Origin of the sequence: Streptomyces sp. NPDC052225, assembly GCF_040679615.1 — a bacterium.
Lineage (GTDB): Bacteria > Actinomycetota > Actinomycetes > Streptomycetales > Streptomycetaceae > Streptomyces.
This window is the reverse complement of sequence record NZ_JBFAVD010000001.1, coordinates 63,442-79,246: the sequence shown is the minus strand read 5'-3', so window position 1 is coordinate 79,246 and position 15,805 is coordinate 63,442. Positions and strand designations below refer to the sequence as shown.

Sequence of the window (15,805 nt, the reverse complement as noted above, 5' to 3'; positions counted from 1 at the left end):
TACCGTACGTACCAAGACGACTGGAAGGCGTAGGAGCCGTGTACGAAGGCGTGGTCCAGGACCTCATCGACGAGTTGGGCAGGCTGCCCGGCGTCGGTCCCAAGAGCGCGCAGCGGATCGCCTTCCACATCCTCCAGGCGGAGCCCACGGACGTACGGCGTCTCGCGCAGGCTCTGATGGAGGTCAAGGCGAAGGTCCGCTTCTGCGCCACGTGCGGCAATGTCGCGCAGGAAGAGCTGTGCAACATCTGCCGCGACCCGCGCCGCGACCTGAGCGTCATCTGCGTGGTCGAGGAGCCCAAGGACGTCGTGGCGATCGAGCGGACCCGTGAGTTCCGCGGCAAGTACCACGTGCTCGGCGGCGCCATCAGTCCGATCGAGGGTGTCGGTCCCGACGACCTGCGTATACGGGAACTTCTCGCGCGGTTGGCCGACGGGACGGTCACGGAGCTGATCCTGGCCACCGACCCGAACCTGGAAGGCGAGGCCACGGCCACGTACCTCGCCCGCATGATCAAGCCCATGGGCCTCAAGGTCACCCGCCTGGCCAGCGGCCTCCCCGTCGGGGGCGACCTGGAGTACGCGGACGAGGTGACTCTCGGCCGCGCCTTCGAGGGGAGAAGACTGCTCGATGTCTGACGCCACGCTGCACGCCACCGCCCAGGATCCGGACGATTTCGCGGTCCAGATCTCCGACCAGGTCGAGTCGTTCATCGTCGCGGTCACGGAGATCGCCAAGGGCGACGAGCCGGACTCGGCGGTGCCGTTCCTGCTGCTCGAGGTCTCTCAGCTGCTGCTCGCGGGCGGCAGGCTCGGCGCGCACGAGGACATCGTCCCGGACGAGCGCTACGAGCCGGACCTGGGCCCCGAGGCGGATGTCGACGTGCTGCGCGAGGGTCTCGCGCGGCTGCTCGACCCGGTCGACGTGTACTCGGAGGTCTTCGACCCGTACGAGCCGCGCAAGGCGCCGGTCGCCGCCCGGATCTCGGACGACCTGGCCGACGTCGTCGCCGATCTGCGCCACGGCATGGCCCACTACCGTGCGGGCCGGGTCACCGAGGCGCTGTGGTGGTGGCAGTTCTCGTACTTCTCCAACTGGGGTTCGACGGCCTCGGCGACGCTGCGCGCCCTCCAGTCCCTGGTCGCGCATGTCCGGCTCAACCAGCCGCTCGACGACCTCGACGGCCTCGACACCGACGAGGACCTCTCGACGGCCGAGGCCACCCTGGAGGAGGAGGCGGGGAGGGTCATGGCGGAGGAGATCGCCGGGCCGCTCGGTCTCCGCCCCGTCAAGTGAGACGCGCCCCGTAGGGGGCGCGGGGCTGTGTCGTCCTGCGGCTCCGCCGCGCGGGCCAGTGTGACCCGGGCCACCTTTCCGGTTGTCCTCGGAGGAGCTGGGCATGTGCTCGTTCGGAGCGGCCGGCCCCGTACCCAGGAAACCCGGTGATCACGTCGTGAGCGGGACATCTCACGATGCGATATGGCCGGGGCGGATTTCGGCCGCTCGTTAAACTGAGCCGACCGCAGTACGCATACGTACATGCGGTGACAGACGGACTGAGCGAGGAGCGCACGTGGGCCTTGTCGTGCAGAAGTACGGAGGCTCCTCCGTTGCAGATGCCGAGGGCATCAAGCGGGTCGCCAAGCGGATCGTCGACGCCAAGAAGAACGGCAACCAGGTGGTTGTCGTGGTGTCCGCGATGGGTGACACGACGGATGAGTTGATCGATCTCGCCGAGCAGGTATCCCCGATCCCTGCCGGACGAGAGTTCGACATGCTGCTGACCGCCGGAGAGCGGATCTCCATGGCCCTGCTGGCCATGGCGATCAAAAACCTGGGCCACGAGGCCCAGTCGTTCACGGGCAGCCAGGCAGGCGTCATCACCGACTCCGTCCACAACAAAGCCCGGATCATCGACGTCACGCCGGGCCGGATCCGCGAGTCCCTCGACAAGGGCAACATCGCGATCGTCGCCGGCTTCCAGGGCGTCTCGCAGGACAAGAAGGACATCACCACGCTCGGCCGTGGCGGGTCGGACACGACCGCCGTCGCTCTTGCCGCCGCGCTCGACGCCGAGGTCTGCGAGATCTACACGGACGTCGACGGTGTGTTCACCGCCGACCCGCGCGTCGTGAAGAAGGCGCGGAAGATCGACTGGATCTCCTTCGAGGACATGCTGGAGCTCGCGAGCTCCGGCTCGAAGGTGCTGCTCCACCGCTGCGTGGAGTACGCCCGCCGCTACAACATCCCGATCCACGTGCGGTCCTCGTTCAGCGGGCTGCAGGGGACCTGGGTCAGCAACGAACCGCTCGTGAAGAAGCAAGGGGCAGAGTCCGTGGAGCAGGCGATCATCTCCGGTGTCGCGCACGACACCTCCGAGGCGAAGGTCACCGTCGTCGGCGTTCCGGACAAGCCGGGCGAGGCCGCGAAGATCTTCCGGGCCGTCGCGGACGCCGAGATCAACCTGGACATGATCGTCCAGAACGTCTCGGCCGCCTCCACCGGTCTGACCGACATCTCCTTCACGCTTCCCAAGAGCGAGGGCCGCAAGGCCATCGACGCCCTGGAGAAGCAGAAGGCCAACGTCGGCTTCGACTCGCTGCGCTACGACGACCAGATCGCCAAGATCTCGCTCGTGGGCGCCGGTATGAAGACGAACCCGGGTGTCACGGCCGGGTTCTTCGAGGCGCTCACCGACGCGGGCGTCAACATCGAGCTGATCTCGACGTCCGAGATCCGCATCTCCGTGGTCACGCGGGCCGACGACGTGAACGAGGCGGTGCGCGCCGTGCACTCCGCCTTCGGGCTCGACTCGGACTCCGACGAGGCCGTGGTCTACGGAGGCACCGGCCGCTGATGGCCATCGCTACAGCGCGGCGTCCGACGCTCGCGGTCGTGGGAGCGACCGGGAGTGTCGGTGCCGTTCTGCTCCAGATCCTGTCGCAGCACGCGGACATCTGGGGCGAGATCCGCCTGGTCGCCTCGGCGCGCTCGGCCGGGCGCAAGCTCACCGTGCGCGGCGAGGAGGTCGAGGTCGTCGCCCTGGAGGAGTCGGTCTTCGACGGGGTCGACGTCGCGATGTTCGACGTGCCCGAGGACGTCGCCGCCCAGTGGGCGCCGATCGCCGCGTCCAAGGGCGTGGTGGTCGTGGACAACTCGGCCGCCTTCCGGATGGACCCGGACGTGCCGCTCGTCGTCCCCGAGGTCAATCCGCACACCGCGCGCCTGCGTCCGCGCGGCATCATCGCGAACCCCAACTGCACGACCCTGTCGATGATCGTGGCCGTCGGCGCGCTGCACGCCGAGTTCGGGCTGCGCGAGCTGGTGGTCTCCAGCTATCAGGCCGTGAGCGGCGCGGGCCGCGCCGGGGTCGAGACGCTGCGGGCGCAGCTCTCCCTCGTCGCCGGTACGGAGCTGGGGGTCAGCCCGGGCGATGTGCGCCGGGTCGTCGGCGAGCAGACCGGTCCGTTCCCGGAGCCGGTCGCGCTGAACGTCGTGCCGTGGGCCGGTTCGCTGGCCGAGGACGGCTGGTCGTCGGAGGAGATGAAGGTGCGGGACGAGTCCCGCAAGATCCTCGGGCTGCCCGAGCTGCCGGTCGCCGTCACGTGTGTGCGCGTCCCGGTGGTCACCACGCACTCCCTGACCGTCCACGCCCGCTTCCAGAGCGAGGTCACCGTGGGCAGGGCGCGGGAGATCCTCGCGACCGCGCCCGGTGTCGTGCTCTTCGACAATCCGGCCGCCGGTGAGTTCCCGACGCCGGCCGACGTGGTGGGTACGGATCCGACGTGGGTGGGGCGCGTGCGGCGCTCGCTCGACGATCCGACGGGGCTCGAACTCTTCGTGTGCGGGGACAATCTCCGTAAAGGTGCCGCTTTGAACACGGCGCAGATCGCCGAGTTGGTCGTGGCCGGGTCCGCTTAGCGGTCACCCCCTTCACATATCCGGATCCGAACGTAGGATCTGTGTAAGTTCTGTGTGGGTGACGTCTCATGTGACGTTGGTATATACCACTTGAACCCGGGTCTTTGAACGTTGGAAGATTCCCAGGAATTTCCCTCCCCGTCCTGCAACCGCATGCAGGGCGGGGAGCGTCTTTGCGGTAGCTCAAAAGGCCGGCGCACGCCTTCAGGGGCACCGTCTTCGGGGCATCGGCCGCAAAGGGCAATTGGGGCATAGGGGAAGAGCAGGTACGCATGTCGGCAACTGACACATCGTCATCGGTGGGGATGACGAAGTCTGTCGCAAATGGGGCGCCGGACGCGTACAACCCTGACGGGGGGAAGCGTGTCCAACAAGCGTGGCAGAGGTACTGGACTTCACAGCGGTGCAGGCGAGGGGCGCGGCCCTTCGTCCGCCCCTCGCTCCCCTCGGGACTCGTCGGCCCCGCGGGGGCGCGGCCGGCGGCATGCCGGTGATCGCCCCCATGCCAGTGACGCGACCCACGCGTGTTCCGGCGCAGGCGCAGGGCGCTGACGAGGCGATGGAGGCAGCAGGCACCACCGTCGACCATCTCACCGAGACCTATCGCACCCACTACCGCTCGCTGCTGGGGCTCGCGGCGCTCCTGCTCGACGACACCGCCTCGTGCGAGGACGTCGTGCAGGAAGCGTTCATCCGCGTCCACTCGGCACGCAAGCGGGTCAGGGAGCCGGAGAAGACGCTGGCGTATCTGCGCCAGACCGTCGTCAACCTCTCCCGTTCCACCCTGCGCCGCCGCATCCTCGGGCTGAAGCTCCTCACCAAGCCGATGCCCGACATGGCGAGCGCCGAGGAGGGTGCGTACGACCTCCTGGAGCGGGACGCGCTGAAGAAGGCGCTCAAGGGCCTTCAGCGGCGCCAGCGCGAGGTGCTCGTGCTGCGCTACTTCGCGGACATGACCGAGGCGCAGGTAGCCGACGCCCTCGGGATATCCCTGGGCTCGGTGAAGGCGTACGGTTCACGCGGCATCGCGGCTCTGCGGGTCGCCATGGAGGAGCCGGTATGAGCTCCCGCCACCGCGATCCGGACAAGCGGTTCAGGAAGTACGAGCAGGACTTGCAGGACGAGCACGCTGGGAACGCAACTGTGAACGACGGACCCCGCCGTCCGGCCGATGCGGCGGCCGACGACGCGAGCGGACCCGACACCCTCGGGGCCACCGGCCTCGGCGTCGACGAGCTGGCACTGCGGCGCATGATGCGTCAGGCGGTGCAGGAGATCGAGCCGCGGGACGAGGTGCTGGAGCACCTGCGCCGCGCGGTTCCGGCGCGCAGGGCCCGTAAGCGGCAGGCCCTCGTGGGAGCCGTCGCCGCGGGGGTGTTCGTCGCGATGGCGGTGCCCGCGGTGGTGCACGTGGCGAACTCGGGTTCCTCGGGCGCCAACCCGTCGATGGCCGGGAACAGTTCGGACTCCCATGGCACCGCAGGCGTCGACAAGGCCTCGGGCGGCGGCCAGGACGGTTCGGGCTCGCCGTCGGCGTCGAAGGGCAAGGGCAAGGACGGCAAGAAGGGCGACAAGGGGAAGGCATCCGGCGGCGCCACCGCCGGCAGCGACCCGGCGTCCACGGCCGCCGCCAGCTCCCCGGTCTGCGCCGCGGACGAGCTGGGCCAGCCGGTCCCGACCGTCTCGTCGCCGGACAGCTCGGGCACGGTCTACGGCACGTTCCGCGTCACGAACGTCTCGGACGCCAACTGCACGGTCGACAGCCCCGGCAGTGTCTCCACCATCGCGCAGGGCGCCGCCGACCCGGCCAGGGTCACCGTCGTGGACCACACGTCGGGCGACCAGGCGAGCGGCCTGCCCGACCCGTCGACCGAGCCGAGCCAGGTCATCCTGGAGCCCGGCATGGCGTACGAGGTGCGGTTCGCGTTCGTGCCGTCCGGGCAGTGCCCCGCGACGGGCGGCAGTTCGGGCGGCGGGAGCACCGGGGGCTCCTCCGGCGGCGAGGCCACGCCGACGCCGACGCCGACTCCCACGCCGACCGGAGAGACGGCCCCCTCCACCTCGGACAGCACGGACTCCGGTCTGTCGACGCAGCTCGGCACCGAGGACACCGCCGACGGCAGCGTCGTGGTCTCGCACACGGCGGAGCCGGGCGCGCCCGTCGTCTCCGCGAAGATCCCGGACGCGTGCGCCGGGACGGTCTACCACACGGGCGTCCTGCCCGCGTCGTAGCTCGTACGAAGCCTCAGGCGGCTTCTTCCGTGAGACCCAGTTCGGCGTCGCGCAGGGCTTCCGCCTCGCGGCGCACGAGGCGGAACCACATGAACACGACGAAGCCCGCGAAGACGAACCACTCGCCGGTGTAGCCGAGGTTCTGGAAGGCCTTCAGGTCCAGGCCGCTGCCCTGCGGGGTCGTGGCCGGGACCGCCGTCATCGGCCCGTCGGCCTTGTCGAGGGTGACCCAGGCGTCGTAGACGTCGTACGGGACGACGTTCACCAGCGACGCCGCGTTGATCATGCTGACCTGTCCGGCGGGCAGGCCGCCGGCCGCCCGCACGCCGTTCGAGCCCGCCGACTCCGAGGCCTGGAGGGCGCCGACCACGGTGACCTCGCCCCTCGGCGGTGCGGGCACCTTCGACGCGGACGCGGAGCCGGGCAGCCAGCCGCGGACGACGGGCAGCGCCTTGCCGGTGCCGTCGACCTTCAGGAGCGTCACGACGTAGAAGCCGGTCCGGTCGTCGAGGTCGCGGTCGGGGATCAGGAGCTGCTTGTCGTAGCGGCCGGTCGCCGTGGTGCGCTTGCCCGCGGTCTCCGTGCTCACCGGCAGCAGCGAGGCGAGCGGCTCGGGGGCCGCCTTCTCGTTGGCCGTGCTGCGCTCGCTCGCGGACCGGTGGTCCTGCACCCGGTCCTCGAAACGGCTGAGCTGCCACGAGCCCATGAAGACGCAGACGGGGATCGCCAGCAGGACGAAGATGTTGATCCCCCACCAGCGGGGGGTCAGCAGGAACCGGTACACGCCTTCAAAGGTACGGGTCCGATGTGAAGGCCCCGCTCGCGGCCCCCGTCTGCGCGCGGTCAGCTCGGCAGGTGGCGCTTGACGAAGTCCAGCTCCAGGGCGACCTGCTTGATGCGCTCCTCGACGACGAGCGAACCGTGCCCGGCGTCGTACCGGTACACCTCGTGCACGGCGTCGCGGGCGGCGAGCCGGTCCACGTAGTTGTCGATCTGGCGGATCGGGCAGCGCGGGTCGTTCAGCCCCGCCGAGATGTGCACCGGCGCCTTCACGTCGTCGACGTACGTGAGCGGGGACGAGGCGTGGAAGCGGTCGGGGACCTCCTCGGGGGAGCCGCCGAACAAGGTGCGGTCCAGCGCCTTGAGGGCCTCCATCTCGTCCTCGTACGCCGCCACGTAGTCCGCGACCGGGACCGCCGCGAGGCCCACGGCCCACGCGCCGGGCTGGGTGCCGAGGCCCAGCAGGGTCAGGTATCCGCCCCAGGAGCCGCCCGCGAGGACGAGCCGCTCGGGGTCGGCGAGCCCGGACGTGACCGCCCACTCGCGCACCGCCGCGATGTCCTCCAGCTCGATCAGGCCGACCCGGTGCTTGAGCGCGTCCGTCCACTCACGCCCGTAGCCGGTGGAGCCGCGGTAGTTGACCCGGACCACCGCGTACCCGTGGTCGAGCCAGGCCGCCGGGCCCGCCGCGAACGCGTCCGAGTCGTGCCAGGTGGGCCCGCCGTGGATCTCGAAGACGGTGGGCAGCGGCCCGGTCGTCCCGGCAGGACGCTGTACGAGGGCGTGGACGCGGCCGCCGGGACCCTCCACCCACGCGTCCTGGACCGGCACGGAGGCGGGCGCCTTCATCCCCGGCGGATCGAGGACGATCCCGCCGGTGGTCGAGCGCACGACCGGCGGCTGCTCGGCCGACGACCACAGGTACTCGACGCTGCCGTCGGGGCGGGCCGAGGCGCCGGAGACGGTGCCGACCGGGGTGTCGACCTTGGTGAGGGCGCCGGTCGCGAACTCGTACCGCCACAGGTCGCCGCGGGCCTCGAACTCGTGGGCGACGAGCAGCGCGGAGCCGTCCGGGTACCACTCGGCGGACACGTCGCCCGGCAGGTCGAGGGCGAGGTCGGTCTGCTCGCCGGAGGCGACGTCCCACACCATCGGCTCCCAGCGCCCGCGCCGCTGATGCCCGACGAGCAGCCGGGTGTCGCCCGCGACGGGCGCGAACCCGAGCACTTCGAGGCCGAGCTCCTTCTCGCCGCCCTCGGTGTCGTCCAGCTCGGCGACGGTCGATCCGTCGAGGCGGACCACGCGCAGCGCCGAGTGCATGGCGTCGCCGTGCTCGGTGTGCTCGATCGCGATCAGGGTGCCGTCGTGGCTGAGGTCGCCGACGCCGGCGGACTCGCGGTGCCGGTAGATCTCGACGGGGCCGTCGGAGCCGGGCCGCACGACGTGGATCGTCGTCCCGTCCTCGTCCGTGGAGCGCCCGACGACGGCGGTGTGCCCGTCGCGGCCGAGGGCGAGCCCGGCCGGGTAGGAGGGCGCGAGCCCCGGCACGGCCTCGACGTCCGGGCCGGCTGCGCTGTTCCCGCCCTCCCACCCTGCGAACGGCTGCCGCAGCCACACCCCGAACTCGTCGCCGTCCGTGTCGCTGAACCACCAGATCCAGTCGCCGTCGGGGGACAGCACGCCGTCCGTCGTCCCGTTCGCCCGGTCCGTCGCCTGCCGCTGCTCGCCGGTGCTGCGGTCCCACGCGTAGATCTCGTACGTACCGGTGGCGTTGGACACGAACAGGCTGCGATGGGGGGCGTCCTCCGCCCAGTCGGGCAGTGAGACGCGCGGCGCACGGAACCGCTTCTCCCAGTCGGGCATGGACCCATTGCTCTGACTCGTCATGGCCCCATAGTGCGCCACGCCGCGGCCCGGCCGGGCACGCCCCCGGATGCCGATCCCTGCCCGCGAGGGCACAGTGGAGAGGTCCGTCTCGGGGCCGGCCGAGCCAGGAGAGGTGCCATGGCCAAGCAGAGCAGGAACCCCAGGGAACAGTCGCAGAAGGCCAGGAACGACGCGGCCGAGCAGCGGGCGCAGCAGGCCAGGCGGAACCTCGACTCGGTGTCCGCGAAGTCACGCGGCATGCAGCAGAAGGCGCAGTCCCGCCGGCAGGGCAACCGCTGAGCGGACGCCCCGACGGAACCCGGCCCTGTGGTGCTGAGGGGAGCGGCCGGGTCCGTCCTGGGCGGCAGGTTCTCGCAGGTGCTCCCGCTGGATCTTCGCCTGCCGTCGGCCGCCGCGGTCCGCGTGCGCGGGATGAACTGCACCGACACGGTTCATCCGCGTTCAGGTGTGCGGCGGCGGTGAGGGGAATGTACGCCCGCGGGGCCCGTCCAGGAATACCCGCAGGAGCATTTATCTACAGGGGCGGGCGCGCGGGTGCGGGGCCCAGGGTCGTCGTGCCGGGGGCCGCGCGGTGTCCGAGGCCCGTGCGGTAGGTGTCGAGGGCCGCCTCGATCCGCCCCGTGCGCCGGTACAGGTCGCCGAGGAGGCGGCACAGGTCCGCCAGGTCCCCTGCGGCGCCCGCGCGTTCGAGCAGGCTGAGGGCGGTGACGTAGTGCTCCTCGGCGCGTTCGCCGTGGCCCGCCTCCTGGGCGATCAGGCCGAGCATGCGGTGCGCGCCCGCCGCGTGGACGGCGCCGCGCTCGGGGCCGATCGCGCCGAGCAGGGACCGGAGCATCCGCTCGGCCTCCCCGGTGCGGCCCAACCGCCTCAGCACATCGGCCAGTTCGACCTCGACCTGCTGCGTGTAGAGAGCGGCCCGCTTGGCGGAGAGCATGTCCCGCGCCGTCCTCAGCTCGCTCTCCGCGTCCTGGAGCCGTCCCGCCTGCCCGTGGACGTATCCGCGCATCCAGTGGCAGTGCGCCAACTCCGTGCGGATCTGGAGCTGTTGGTAGAGCTCGGCCGCCTTGGCGAGGGACGCGTCGGCCTGGGCGACCTTGCCCTCGGCGAGCAGGGTGCGGGCCACGGAACGGTGCATCTGCGCCACCAGCGCGGGGTCGCCGACGCGCGGGGCGAGCGCGAGGGCCAGTTCGGCGGCCTGTGCGGCGCGCGCGTGGGCGCCCATGTCCATGTAGGGGGCGATGGACGCGGTGTAGAGCAGCACGAGCGCGTCCGGGTCGTGGAGACCGGACGTGTTGAGCTCGTCGAGTGCGGTCTCCAGGAGATAGCAGGCGTAGCGCAGTGACCCGGAGAGGTAGTGGGCCACGGCCCGCGCCCGGATCACCGGTGCCCGCTGCGGCAGCGGCGCCCCCGCCCCGGTGAGCAGTGCGTCGGCGGTGTCGAAGTGTGCGCGGGCGAGGGGGAGTTCACCCATTTCCAGGGCGCATTCGCCGAGCCCCAGTTCGGCCGCCGCCCGCTCCGCGTCGAGCCCGAGCCGTTCGGCTTCGGCGCTCAGCTCCCCGTAGGAGACGGCCGCTTCGCTCGCCGCCCCTGTCGCGAGGGCGCGCTGCGCCTCGGTCAGGCGCAGCCTCAGGTCCGTGGCCAGGTGGGCGGAGCGGCCCGTCGCCAGTTCCTCGTACGTGACGTCGAGGCGCTCCGCGATGTGCCGCAGTGCCGCCTCGGAGGGGCGGACCCGGCCCGCCTCCAGGGTGGAGATGTAGGCGGGGGTGTACGCGGGTTCGGCGACCTGGCGCTGGGTGAGGCCGCGCTCGGTGCGCAGCCGCAGGACGCGGCGGCCCACGTGCTCCGTGTCGTCGTGCGGGGCTGGTTCTTCCGGCATGCCGTGAGTCTCACCTCTTGCCCTCGGTCCCGCCAACCCCCTAGGTTGTGCGACCAGTTAAGGGAAGTTAATTCAGCTTAACCGCTGACTTACTGCCGCCCTTGCTGTCTCTCACTGTCGCCCGGCAACTTACTGCGAGGTCCTCGTGCGCGTCCGCATCCCCCTGTTCTCCGCGCTCGCCGCAGGCTCCCTCGCGGTGGCGGCGCTCGGCGCGGCCGGCTCGGTGACGCACGCGGCCGGTGACGAGGGCACCCGCACCGTCGAGTACTTCCCGAACGCCCACGGCGAGGGCCGCCACACCAAGGTCTCCACCGCCGTCCCCGACCGCATCGCCCGCGAGAAGGGCGCCCCCGCCCAGGCCCCCGGCGCCGCCCAGGTCACCCCGCTCCAGAAGACGGGGCCCTCCGACGGCCGCCTCGACCTCGTGATCATCGGCGACGGCTACACGGCCGCCCAGCAGGCCGATTTCCAGGAGGACGCCCAGTCCAAGCTGGACGCGATCTTCGCGATAGAGCCGTACAAGAGCTACAAGGGCCTCTTCAACTTCTGGCTCGTGGACGCCGTGTCGAACGACTCCGGTGTCTCCGGCGACCCCACCCAGGACGTCGTCAAGGACACCGCGGTCAACAGCTACTTCTTCTGCGACGGCATCGAGCGGCTCCTGTGCGTCGACGAGAAGAAGGTCGACTCGTACGCGCAGGCGGCCCCGGACTCCGACATCGTCTTCGTCGTCTCGAACTCCACCAAGTACGGCGGCGCCGGCTACAGCGGACTGACCTCGACGGCCGGTCACACCGGCATCGCCACCATGTCGTCCGACAACGACCGCTCGTACCTGATAGGCGCCCATGAACTCGGCCACTCCATAGGCCTGTTGGCGGACGAGTACCAGTACGCGGGCTACGGCACCTACGACGGCCCCGAGCCCGCCGAGCCCAACACGACCGAGCAGACCGCCGACGCGATGCTCAACAGCAGGACCAAGTGGTACCGGTGGCTCGGCGAGAGCGACCCGTCGGGCGGCACCGTCGGCACGTACGAGGGCGGCGGCTACTACGAGTACGGGATCTACCGGCCGACCGCGAACTCGATCATGCGGGCCCTGGACACCGACAAGTTCAACCTGCCCGGCCAGGAGGCGATGATCGCCGGCTTCTACCGCGACGCCGACCTGCTCACCGCCCGCACCTCCACCGCCCGCACGCTGAGCACCACCGACGCGCTGCGCGTCGACCTCGCCCCGCTGGCCGAGGGCCTCTCCGCCACCACCGTCACCTGGTCCGTCGATGGCGTGGAGGTGGCGAAGGCGAAGGGTGAAACGGGCCTGACCGCGCGGGCGTTGGGGGTCAGGAAGGGCACGCACACGGTGACGGCCACGGCCGTCGACCACAGCGCGGCGCTGCGCGACCCGGCTGTACGGAAGGCGGCCTCGAACAGCGTGAGCTGGACGGTGCGCGGCTGAGGGGCGCTACGTCGTCGTCGACGTGACCACGAAGACCGCCGCCGTCACCGCGAACAGGAGCAGACACGTCACCGGCCAGTACAGCAGCCGGGCCGCGGTGTTGTTCCGCCAGTCGACGAGCCGGATGCGTTTGTCCGAGGTGTGCTCCACCGCGTTCAGCGCCACCAAGCCGATGACCAGGTAGAGGATGAAGTAGAAGTACTCGGCGTAGACGACGCCGCCGGAGCCGGTGTCGGACCGCAGCGAACCGTGCTGCACCGACACCACCAGCATCATCGAGCCGCAGAACCCGATCACCGCCCACGTGCTGAACCCGGACAGCGAGCGCCGGTCGGAGTCCTTCGTGACGACGAACAGCGACGCGAAGACCAGCATCGCGATCACGGCGAGCGGCACCAGGCGGTTGAGCAGCGGGCTGAGGAAGGCGCGGGTCACGCCGATCGAGTACGAGAGCTGCGGGATCTTGTTGTCGACGGAGAGCCCGGGACGCCCGTAGTTGGTCTTGGCGGTGCCGGCGCCGATGCTGAACGTCGAGAACTGCTGGTGCCAGTCGCCGCTGACCAGGTCGTGGTAGACGCCGTACGAGTCATGCGTCTGCCACGGCGGGTACGCGGAGAAGTCCGGGACGAGCGTGTTCACGGCGGAGTGCTGCGGCCACATCGTCAGCCACACCACCTGCCGGTCGAGCGGGTAGTTGCTGTAGTCGAAGTACTCGCGGACCGTGGTGTTCAGCTTCCAGCCGACGACTTCCTTGCCGCCCGGGGACGGGTCCCGGTAGATCTCCTCGCCGATCCCGCCGTCGACGGCGTTCGGCAGGTCGATCTGCGGGCCCTTCGCGTCGTCCTTCGGCAGCCGCTGCCAGACGTAGCCGGTCAGCTTCACGTTGTTGCTGCTCGTGTACTGCATCGTCTCGATCATCACGCCGGTGGGGATCGCCGTACGGCCGCGCGCGAGCCCCTGCTGTGCGAGCGCCTCGTCGGCCTGCGCGGCGGTGGAGACGGCGGTGCCGGGGATCGAGTGCAGCTGGTCGTCGACGGAGACGCACACCCAGATCAGGACCGTGGCCGCCAGGCAGACCAGGCTGATCACGCCGCTCATCAGGGCCAGCGAGCGGGGGCGGGCGGGGGTCGGCCACAGCACCGCGGCCGCGAGCAGACACAGGCCGACGACCCCGCACAGCAGGGCGGCGGTGGAGCGCAGGCCCGTCCCCAGGAGGTCCTGCATGGGCTCGTCCATGGTCACCGTGCAGACGGCGGAGATCACGAGGAAGACCGCGGCCAGCACGGCCACGACGGTTCTCGGCCGCCCCCAGGACGGACGGCTGCCGGGCGGTTCGTGTGTCATCGCTCCCCCGTACACGGTCGGCTACACGGTCGGCGAACAGGCAGCTCCCAGCATCCGACGACGGTACGGAACGCGCATGTCGGGCCGCCCCGAGTGGCGGGCCCGTGGGGTGCGGGTGAGGCTGACGGGGTGACCCGGGGGGCGGTGACGAGAGGTGTCCAGGGATGTTCGCAGCGCTCGGTCGGTTCGTGGTCCGCAGGCCCTGGTGGGTGATTCTCGGCTGGGTCGTGGTGGCGGCCGCCGTGATCTCGATGGCGCCGAAGCTGACGTCCAGCTCGGACGAGGCGAGCTTCCTGCCCGACAGCTACGAGTCGATCGAGGCGTCCGACATCCAGGAGGCGAAGTTCCCGCGGCAGCAGAACATCGGCGCGGTCATCGTCTTCCAGCGCTCGGACGGTGAGCGCCTCACGGCCGCCGACTCGGCCGAAGTGGTCCGCGTGTCCAAGGAGCTGGCGGGCCAGGACATCCCCGAGGTCGAGGCTGTCGTGCCCGGCAAGCCGTCGCCGAACGGGCTCGTGCAGACGTCCATGGTCGCGATGCCCAAGCTCACCGACCCGTCCGACACCTCGCAGCAGGACGCCGTGAAGACGCTGCGCACGGACCTCCAGGACGAGATCAAGGGCACCGGCCTGAAGGCCGGCATCACCGGCTCGGCGGCGACCGCGCTCGACGAGGCCGACGCGTCGGAGCGGGCCGGGATCCTGGTCGGCGTCGGCACGATCGTCATCATCGTCGTGCTGCTCCTGATCATCTTCCGCAGCCCGATCATCGCGCTGCTCCCCGTCGTCCTGATCGGCCTCATCTCCCCCCTGGCCACCGGCCTGATCGCCTCCGCCAACAAGGCCTTCGACATGAAGGCGGACTCGTCGATCCAGGAACTCCTCACCGTCGTCCTGTTCGGCGTCGGCACGGACTACATCCTGTTCCTGCTCTTCCGCTACCGGGAGGCGCTGCGGGCGGGGGAGGACCCCAAGAGCGGCATGGTGCACGCCGTGGAACGGGTCGGCGAGGCGATCACCTCCGCGGCCGGCGCCGTCATCGTCGCGTTCGCTGCGCTCGCCCTGTCCACGCTCGGCATGCTCAAGTCGATGGGCCCGGCGCTCGCCATCGCCGTGTTCGTGACGCTGTGCGCGGGCCTCACCCTGGTCCCGGCCGTCGTCTCGCTGCTCGGCACGAAGGTGTTCTGGCCGTCGAAGTCCTGGCAGCGCGAGCCGCAGGGCACGGGCTTCGCGAAGCTGGGCTCGGCGATCGCGCGCCGGCCCGCCGTGTGGGCGCTGGTGTCGGCGCTCTTCATGGGCGTACTGGCCCTCGGAGCCCTCGGCTACCAGGCCAACTTCGACCTGGCCTCGTCGGCGCTGCCCAAGGACAAGGAGTCCATGGTGGCCCTCGCCGACCTGGAGAAGGGGTTCCCGGCCGGTGCCACGGACCCGACGAGCGTGTACCTGACCTCCGACGACCGTCTCGGCGTCGCGCAGACCGCGGCGTTCCGCAAGTCCCTGACCGAGGTCGACGGCGTCGGCACGGTCGGCGCGGCCACGCTCAGCGCGGACGGCACGGCCGCCGCGTACAGCGTCGTCCTCGACGACCCGCCGGCCTCCGACGCGGCGATGAACACCGTCCGCGACGCGTTGCGCCCGGCCGCCCACGCGGACGCGCCCGACGGTACGCAGGCGGTCGTCGGCGGCATCACCGCGGTGTACGTCGACATCAACAAGGCCGTGGACCGCGACTACTCGGTGGTCTTCCCCGTCGCCGCGCTCTGCATCATGGTCATCCTCGGCCTGCTGCTGCGCAGCCTGGTGGCGCCCTGGTACCTGATGGTGTCGGTGGCGCTCGGCTTCGGCGCGACGCTCGGCGCGACGTCGTTCCTGTTCACGCAGATCGGCAGCCAGCCCGGGCTGATGTTCATGCTGCCGGTGATCATGTACTTGTTCGTGGTCGCGCTCGGCACGGACTACAACATCCTGATGGTGTCCCGGCTGCGCGAGGAGGCCCGGGCGGGGCGGACCCCGCACGAGGCGGCGGGCACGGCGGTCCGCCATTCCGGGCCGACCATCGGTTCGGCGGGGGTGATTCTCGCCGGGACGTTCGCGACGCTGATGCTGGCCGGGAACTCGACGCTGTCCCAGATGGGGTTCGCGTTGTCGTTCGGGATCGTGATCGCGGCGTTCGTGATGGCGATGGTGTTCACGCCGGCGCTGACCGCGCTGATCGGGCATGCGGCTTGGTGGCCCGGGCATGGGGATCGGGCCTCGACGGATGATCCGCCTTCGCCGTAGGGGTGCGGTCGTATCGCGGCTGCG

13 protein-coding genes are annotated in these 15,805 nt (G+C 70.7%); 9 read left to right on the top strand and 4 right to left on the bottom strand.

Annotated elements, in window-relative coordinates; translation table 11 throughout:
• Positions 1 to 38 precede the first annotated feature (38 nt).
• From recR to AB0L37_RS00370, 6 genes are all read left to right on the top strand, one after another.
• Positions 39 to 638, top strand: a complete 600-nt coding sequence (recR, locus tag AB0L37_RS00395) for a recombination mediator RecR (RefSeq protein ID WP_018529216.1) — start codon at positions 39 to 41, stop codon at positions 636 to 638.
• Positions 631 to 1,296 (top strand): DUF5063 domain-containing protein, encoded by a 666-nt coding sequence (locus AB0L37_RS00390; protein ID WP_365497697.1) that lies wholly within the window; start codon positions 631 to 633, stop codon positions 1,294 to 1,296. The genes recR and AB0L37_RS00390 overlap by 8 nt, the downstream gene beginning before the upstream one ends.
• A 277-nt stretch (positions 1,297 to 1,573) precedes the next feature.
• The gene (locus AB0L37_RS00385; RefSeq protein WP_365497694.1) at positions 1,574 to 2,857 is read left to right on the top strand and encodes an aspartate kinase; all 1,284 of its coding nucleotides are present in this window, start codon (positions 1,574 to 1,576) and stop codon (positions 2,855 to 2,857) included.
• Complete coding sequence (locus AB0L37_RS00380; RefSeq protein WP_365497691.1) at positions 2,857 to 3,921, top strand: aspartate-semialdehyde dehydrogenase; 1,065 nt, start codon at positions 2,857 to 2,859, stop codon at positions 3,919 to 3,921. The genes AB0L37_RS00385 and AB0L37_RS00380 overlap by 1 nt, the downstream gene beginning before the upstream one ends.
• Positions 3,922 to 4,297: 376 nt before the next feature.
• On the top strand, positions 4,298 to 4,984 hold the full coding sequence (locus AB0L37_RS00375; protein ID WP_365497688.1) for a SigE family RNA polymerase sigma factor: 687 nt from the start codon (positions 4,298 to 4,300) through the stop codon (positions 4,982 to 4,984).
• Entirely contained in the window at positions 4,981 to 6,153 is a 1,173-nt protein-coding gene (locus AB0L37_RS00370; protein WP_365497685.1) for a hypothetical protein, read from the top strand. The genes AB0L37_RS00375 and AB0L37_RS00370 overlap by 4 nt, the downstream gene beginning before the upstream one ends.
• A 13-nt stretch (positions 6,154 to 6,166) precedes the next feature.
• Here AB0L37_RS00370 and AB0L37_RS00365 read toward each other — a convergent pair whose 3' ends face one another.
• A complete protein-coding gene (locus AB0L37_RS00365) occupies positions 6,167 to 6,937 on the bottom strand; it encodes an SURF1 family protein (RefSeq protein ID WP_365497682.1) in 771 nt (256 codons plus the stop codon).
• A gap of 59 nt (positions 6,938 to 6,996) precedes the next feature.
• On the bottom strand, positions 6,997 to 8,820 hold the full coding sequence (locus AB0L37_RS00360) for a prolyl oligopeptidase family serine peptidase (protein ID WP_365497679.1): 1,824 nt from the start codon (positions 8,818 to 8,820) through the stop codon (positions 6,997 to 6,999).
• Positions 8,821 to 8,937: 117 nt separating this feature from the next.
• Here AB0L37_RS00360 and AB0L37_RS00355 point away from each other — a divergent pair, with 117 nt between their 5' ends.
• Positions 8,938 to 9,099: a hypothetical protein gene (locus AB0L37_RS00355; protein WP_365497676.1), complete on the top strand. Its 162-nt coding sequence runs from the start codon at positions 8,938 to 8,940 to the stop codon at positions 9,097 to 9,099.
• A 235-nt stretch (positions 9,100 to 9,334) separates the two neighbouring features.
• On the opposite strand, the gene AB0L37_RS00350 is transcribed toward AB0L37_RS00355, so the two are convergent.
• Positions 9,335 to 10,696: a helix-turn-helix transcriptional regulator gene (locus AB0L37_RS00350; RefSeq protein WP_365497673.1), complete on the bottom strand. Its 1,362-nt coding sequence runs from the start codon at positions 10,694 to 10,696 to the stop codon at positions 9,335 to 9,337.
• A 145-nt stretch (positions 10,697 to 10,841) separates the two neighbouring features.
• Between AB0L37_RS00350 and AB0L37_RS00345 the strand changes: the two genes are divergently transcribed.
• Positions 10,842 to 12,158, top strand: a complete 1,317-nt coding sequence (locus AB0L37_RS00345) for a M64 family metallopeptidase (RefSeq protein WP_365497670.1) — start codon at positions 10,842 to 10,844, stop codon at positions 12,156 to 12,158.
• Between the two features lie 6 nt (positions 12,159 to 12,164).
• Here AB0L37_RS00345 and AB0L37_RS00340 read toward each other — a convergent pair whose 3' ends face one another.
• Positions 12,165 to 13,502 (bottom strand): hypothetical protein, encoded by a 1,338-nt coding sequence (locus AB0L37_RS00340; RefSeq protein WP_365497666.1) that lies wholly within the window; start codon positions 13,500 to 13,502, stop codon positions 12,165 to 12,167.
• A gap of 164 nt (positions 13,503 to 13,666) precedes the next feature.
• Between AB0L37_RS00340 and AB0L37_RS00335 the strand changes: the two genes are divergently transcribed.
• A complete protein-coding gene (locus AB0L37_RS00335) occupies positions 13,667 to 15,781 on the top strand; it encodes an MMPL family transporter (protein ID WP_365497663.1) in 2,115 nt (704 codons plus the stop codon).
• Positions 15,782 to 15,805 lie beyond the last annotated feature (24 nt).